General features: G+C 43.3%; 6 protein-coding genes and 1 rRNA gene. 2 read left to right on the top strand and 5 right to left on the bottom strand.

From position 1 onward, the window contains the following. Positions 1–101: 101 nt before the first annotated feature. Positions 102–219 (top strand): 5S ribosomal RNA (gene rrf / locus RLO19_RS06575). Positions 220–427: 208 nt separating this feature from the next. Here the strand turns inward: rrf and RLO19_RS06570 are convergent. From RLO19_RS06570 to RLO19_RS06555, 4 genes are all read right to left on the bottom strand, one after another. Further along, positions 428–721, bottom strand: a complete 294-nt coding sequence (locus tag RLO19_RS06570; protein WP_446354902.1) for a hypothetical protein — start codon at positions 719–721, stop codon at positions 428–430. Positions 722–724: 3 nt separating this feature from the next. Next, on the bottom strand, positions 725–934 hold the full coding sequence (locus RLO19_RS06565) for a hypothetical protein (protein ID WP_446354900.1): 210 nt from the start codon (positions 932–934) through the stop codon (positions 725–727). Between the two features lie 219 nt (positions 935–1153). Then, entirely contained in the window at positions 1154–1660 is a 507-nt protein-coding gene (locus RLO19_RS06560; protein WP_446354898.1) for a hypothetical protein, read from the bottom strand. After that, complete coding sequence (locus tag RLO19_RS06555; RefSeq protein ID WP_446354896.1) at positions 1602–2102, bottom strand: AAA family ATPase; 501 nt, start codon at positions 2100–2102, stop codon at positions 1602–1604. The genes RLO19_RS06560 and RLO19_RS06555 overlap by 59 nt, the downstream gene beginning before the upstream one ends. Positions 2103–2314: 212 nt before the next feature. Here RLO19_RS06555 and rsmI point away from each other — a divergent pair, with 212 nt between their 5' ends. Continuing rightward, positions 2315–3142, top strand: coding sequence for a 16S rRNA (cytidine(1402)-2'-O)-methyltransferase (gene rsmI, locus RLO19_RS06550; RefSeq protein WP_446354894.1), 828 nt, complete (start codon positions 2315–2317; stop codon positions 3140–3142). Positions 3143–3402: 260 nt separating this feature from the next. On the opposite strand, the gene RLO19_RS06545 is transcribed toward rsmI, so the two are convergent. Next, on the bottom strand, positions 3403–4738 hold a 1336-nt coding region (locus tag RLO19_RS06545; protein ID WP_446354892.1), incomplete at its 5' end, for an Rqc2 family fibronectin-binding protein.

The raw sequence follows: 4738 nt of genomic DNA, 5'->3' as shown, positions 1-4738 counted from the left end.
GCAGCCGAGACGTACTAACCGACCGAGGGCTTGACCTTCTATATTCTCTCGCTGTGCAGTCTTGAGGGTTCTTCACTCAACGAATCAGAACCACAAGCTTGTCTGGTGTCTCTGGCGCAATGGCACCACTCCGAACCCATCCCGAACTCGGCTGTGAAACGTTGCTGCGGCGAAGATACTTTGGGGGTAGCCCCCTGGAAAAATAGCTCGATGCCAGACTTCTCATTTTATTAATAAAGCCCTCTTTTATTCAAAAAAAGGGGGCTTTATCGTTTGGTCAACTCGAAATCAACCAATGTCAGTCACCATACTCAAGAGGGTTTTCTAATCGATTAATTCTGGCGAGGCACCATTGAAGACGCGATCGCGACGACGAAACACAAACAGATTGCCTGTTGCACCTGTGCTTTTGTTGATGACATTTCGGCTAATCTAAGTAGCTATTAACAAGAGCGGCAAAATTAATATTTTCTAAACTAATATATCCATCTAGGTACTCTGGCTCAACTTCCTTGAATATCCCAGAATCATTTTGATAGGAAGGTATCCAGAAATTACTCTTAATCTCTAAATCCTTAAAACTATCCTTGCCACCAAGAAATTGCTGCAATAGATATTCATAGACAAATTGTTTTCTGATACTTTTTTCTTTAAGATAACGGCGATTCTTAATATCGTGATAGTATGCTAGGGATAAGTATTTTATATCAATCACTTTCAAAGATCATACTGTGCGGCAAAAATTTGTAAATTCATCAATTAATTCTTGGGCTGTTAAATGGTTTGTTCCACGCCTAAACAAGGAGTCATTAAAGACATTGTTTTCATTAAAACCAAACTCATCAAACAAAAAATTATCAAATTGATCGGGAGTAAAGATGGCTTTATTTAAACTGAAGTTCCCCCCATACAGATGTACTGCACCCAGCGTCAAGCCTTATACCGTAATGGTTTGAACGCTCAAGCTCCTCAAAAATCGTACCCATGTAGCACTTGCAAAAATAGCGCGATCGCGCTATTTTTGCAATAGACATAGAGATCGGTTGAAACCCACGCTACACCAAGGTTTCAGCGATTGTACCCATGTAGGGCGGCTAAAAAATCGCGCAAAGCCTCACAGTGAGGCAGTTTCATTTTTTTTGCTGGGGGAACTTCAGTTTAAAGCTACGTAAAAAACGTGATTTAGCCTAAATATCATATCTAGCGACTTAAAATTTAACCGTTTAAGATCTATTTCCCAAAAAGAATAAAAATTGCTAGGCAATTGAAAATTAATAATGAGTTGATCGTTTTGAGTGTTATAAACTTTTTCTAACTCTTCAAAAGTATGTTTATAGTAAGGCTGACCTTTATAGGCTATTTTCAAGTAAACTTTAGAAAAATCAGGTGACTCGAATTTAGTTGTATAGCCATAGTCATTCCATGTAGTCCCATTATAAGTTTGTTTTTTCAATAAAATAGTATTTTTTTCTCTCTGCCTAAATTCGTTGAAACCAGTAGAAAATATAACCGCATCTGGTACTAATCGCCTACCATTAATACTAAAGGCATTAGCTAGATCCACTATCTTGGTATTACTATTAGCTAATGACACTACATTATTAGAGAGAAATCTGGTATCTAAGTGCAAGATATATTCTGGTAAAACAGTCCATGGCATTAAACAAACCTACCAGTTCCAACTCAGATATATCTACATCATAAGTTGACCAGCCATCATCTTCTCTATCTAATAACTGAAATATTGCTCCAAAAATAGCAGCAGCATTTCCTCTATTTAATTCATCAATTACTAATAAATAGTTTTTGTCTGGCTTTTCAATTAACCCTCGATAGGCTTTACCCAAAGCCTGTAGGAAATGTCCGGGGTAATACTTGTAAACTACAGAATTGCCATACGTGTACGGCAATAACTTGCCCACAAAATCAGAATAAGTATATTCAGGATGAAATACAGTTTTAACCGTATTCTCTAGACTTTTGGTATCTTCATCAAGTTTTATACCTAGTTGATGCTTGGCAATCTCGCGCACCTGATAACTTTTACCCGTACCGGGACTGCCAAAAAGAATTTTTTGGATTGGTTTGACTGAATTTCCCATAATCTCCAAATAAGGTTCTGAAAAAATAAATTAGCCGTCTGTCTAATCTTTCCCTAGAACCAAAACCGCCGCTACGCTACTCCATGAAATACTTCGCCAGTATATCGGAGCCATGATTACCCACCTCTAGTAACTTCGACTCAAAATGTCTTTGTCGATTCTAGCCCAAAAAAAGCTAGAGTAACATAGTCAGCAGGTATCAAATTAGACCAATGGGGACACTTTATGTTGTGGGGACGCCAATTGGCAACCTAGAAGATATGACCTTTCGGGCGGTACGCATCTTACAAACAGTCGATACTATCGCCGCCGAAGATACCCGCCACACGGGAAAACTGTTGCAGCATTTTCAAATTAAAACGAACCAAATCAGTTACCACCAGCACAATCGCCAGCAGCGCCTACCCGAATTGCTGAATCAGTTAACGGCGGGAAAAACGATCGCCCTGGTTACGGATGCGGGAATGCCCAGTATATCTGACCCCGGTTATGAACTCGTCCATGCTGCTATAGAAGCCGGAATTCCAGTGATTCCCATCCCCGGTGCTACGGCGGGAATTACCGCCCTCAGCGCTTCTGGACTCCCCACAGACCGATTTGTGTTTGAAGGCTTTTTACCCGCCAGTGGTCAAGAACGCCAACAACGGTTAGAGTTGTTAGCGGCTGAATCGAGAACCTTAATTTTTTACGAATCGCCCTACCGCCTCCAGCAAACCCTGGAAGATTTCGCCACTATCTTTAGTCCTTCCCGTCAAATCGTCCTAGCGCGGGAATTAACCAAGTTACACGAACAATTCTGGCGAGGCACGATTGAAGACGCGATCGCATACTACACCGACCACGAACCTAAAGGCGAGTTTACCCTCATCCTCGCTGGCGCACCCCCTGAATCCCCCGTCCTCTCGGAAGCCGCCCTCAAAGCCGAACTCAGCCAACTGATTAACCAAGGACTTTCGCGATCGCAAGCCGCCCGTCAATTATCTCACCTCACCAATCTGCCGCGACGCCACCTTTACCAAATGGCACTCTCATTACCTTAATTAGAATGGCTCTGAATTAAGGCTGGTGGGCATTGCCTACCCTACGGTATGTCTTGATCAAATGGCACTCTCGTTAAAGGTTGACGAAGGACGAAAAACAACTGAAAAAGACCATCAACTTGACAGATGGTCTTTCTTGTGCTACGGATGTCGTTGTCGTTCTCGGAGGAAATATGCTGCCCGTTCCCAAGCGTGCAGCTTAAGATTTCTTCATGCTTTTATCGTAACAGAGAATACGTTTTTTATCAAACTTTACATTTTTATCCAGAAATATCTACCGTCCGATAGTGTTCAGCCTGTTGAGGACGCCCCCACAATATCCGTTCTCGCTTGTAAATCGCCATCCCTGGTTTAGCGCCCTTGGGCTTATAGACATGCTTCGGCTCAGTATACACCACGGGCACCACATCACTCTGACGACCTCGACTATAATGGGCAGCTAAGTCAGCCGCAAACTGAAGATCCGCCTCATCCGCAACAGCCCCCGGATCTAAGCGTAATAAAACATGACTCCCAGCAATCTCTTGGGTATGAAACCACAGGTCATAATCCCCAGCCTTGCGAAACGTGAGCTGGTCATTTTGGCGATTGTTACGACCAATTAACAATTCAAACCCACTCGGCGTGCGATATCGGTATGGTTCCGAGACTTCAGTCACATCCCGATTACGCTGATCTCGAACATCCAAATAGCCTTGTCCCATCAACTCCTCGCGGATTTCCTGTAACGCCTGCAAATCTTCCGGCGTGGTGTAGCGATCAATCTGAACTAAAGACGCCTCAACCTGTTCCAAATACTCAACTTCCCCTTGTACCTCTTGTAGTAAAGGCACAACCGCCAGACGCGCCCGTTTCAGCTTTTGATGACGTTTATAGAGAGCTTGAGCATTTTGAACCGCATTTTTTTCGGGATCTAAGGAAATCGTCAATGGCTGATTAGTTTCAAAGTCCAGAACCGTCATCTGGTTCATTCCCGGTTGCCAATCTTGCAGATACGCCATCAATAAGTCAGCTTGTTGACGATACTCATCCGCCTGTTCCGATTGCTGCAACCGTTGTTCAAAGCCTAACGCCTTGGAGCGCGATCGCACTAAAAAACTGTTGACCTTCTGGAGCAATTGGTTATGCAGTCGGCTAAACTCTTGTCGATTAAGTTGGTCAGTGTAGTAACGATGCAGTAAAACCTGGACAGTTGGAGCCGATTTAACCACACCCCAACCTAAAACATTGTATCCATCCTCTGTCCAACCCGGTTTGAGTTTGTAGGGGCTCTTTTCACTATGATCATTTGTTGTCACCCTAATGTTACTAAACCCGCCCCCATCTTCCCGAATAAGGGCGGGTTTAGTTAAGTTATCAGTTTTCTCCAAAACGTTATCCGTAAAACCCGCCCCTACAACCCCATCTTCCCGAACAAGGGCGGGTTTAGTTAAGTTATCAGTTTTCTCCAAAACGTTATCTGTAAAACCCGCCCCTACAACCCCATCTTCCCGAACAAGGGCGGGTTTAGTTAAGTTATCAGTTTTCTCCAAAACGTTATCTGTAAAACCCGCCCCTACAACCCCATCTTCCCGAACAAGGGCGGGTTTAGTTAAG

Origin of the sequence: Coleofasciculus sp. G2-EDA-02, from assembly GCF_040226375.1 — a bacterium.
Classification (GTDB): Bacteria; Cyanobacteriota; Cyanobacteriia; order Cyanobacteriales; family Coleofasciculaceae; genus Coleofasciculus.
This window is presented reverse-complemented; position numbering and strand designations above follow the sequence as displayed.